Annotated in this window: 1 rRNA gene; it reads left to right on the top strand. The window is 56.6% G+C overall.

Annotated features, from left to right (window positions below):
* Positions 1 to 1,033: ribosomal RNA gene (locus tag ACWEFL_RS36135) — 23S ribosomal RNA — on the top strand; the annotation flags it as partial.
* Positions 1,034 to 1,055: the final 22 nt, after the last annotated feature.

Below are 1,055 nucleotides of genomic sequence, written 5' to 3' on the forward strand. Positions count from 1 at the left end.
GGTGTGGCGAAGCTGAGAACTTAAGCGCCAGTAAACGGCGGTGGTAACTATAACCATCCTAAGGTAGCGAAATTCCTTGTCGGGTAAGTTCCGACCTGCACGAATGGCGTAACGACTTCTCGACTGTCTCAACCATAGGCCCGGTGAAATTGCATTACGAGTAAAGATGCTCGTTTCGCGCAGCAGGACGGAAAGACCCCGGGACCTTTACTACAGTTTGATATTGGTGTTCGGTTCGGCTTGTGTAGGATAGGTGGGAGACTGTGAAGCGGCCACGCCAGTGGTTGTGGAGTCGTTGTTGAAATACCACTCTGGTCGTGCTGGATGTCTAACCTGGGTCCGTGATCCGGATCAGGGACAGTGTCTGATGGGTAGTTTAACTGGGGCGGTTGCCTCCTAAAGGGTAACGGAGGCGCCCAAAGGTTCCCTCAGCCTGGTTGGTAATCAGGTGTTGAGTGTAAGTGCACAAGGGAGCTTGACTGTGAGACCGACGGGTCGAGCAGGGACGAAAGTCGGGACTAGTGATCCGGCGGTGGCTTGTGGAAGCGCCGTCGCTCAACGGATAAAAGGTACCCCGGGGATAACAGGCTGATCTTCCCCAAGAGTCCATATCGACGGGATGGTTTGGCACCTCGATGTCGGCTCGTCGCATCCTGGGGCTGGAGTCGGTCCCAAGGGTTGGGCTGTTCGCCCATTAAAGCGGTACGCGAGCTGGGTTTAGAACGTCGTGAGACAGTTCGGTCCCTATCCGCTGTGCGCGTAGGAGTCTTGAGAAGGGCTGTCCCTAGTACGAGAGGACCGGGACGGACGAACCTCTGGTGTGCCAGTTGTTCTGCCAAGGGCATGGCTGGTTGGCTACGTTCGGGAGGGATAACCGCTGAAAGCATCTAAGCGGGAAGCCTGCTTCGAGATGAGGACTCCCACCCCCATGAGGGGTTAAGGCTCCCAGGAGACTACTGGGTTGATAGGCCGGATCTGGAAGGCGGGTGACCGCTGGAGGTGACCGGTACTAATAGGCCGAGGGCTTGTCCTCAGTTGCTCGCGTCCACTGTGTT

The organism is Streptomyces sp. NPDC004838 (assembly GCF_053600955.1).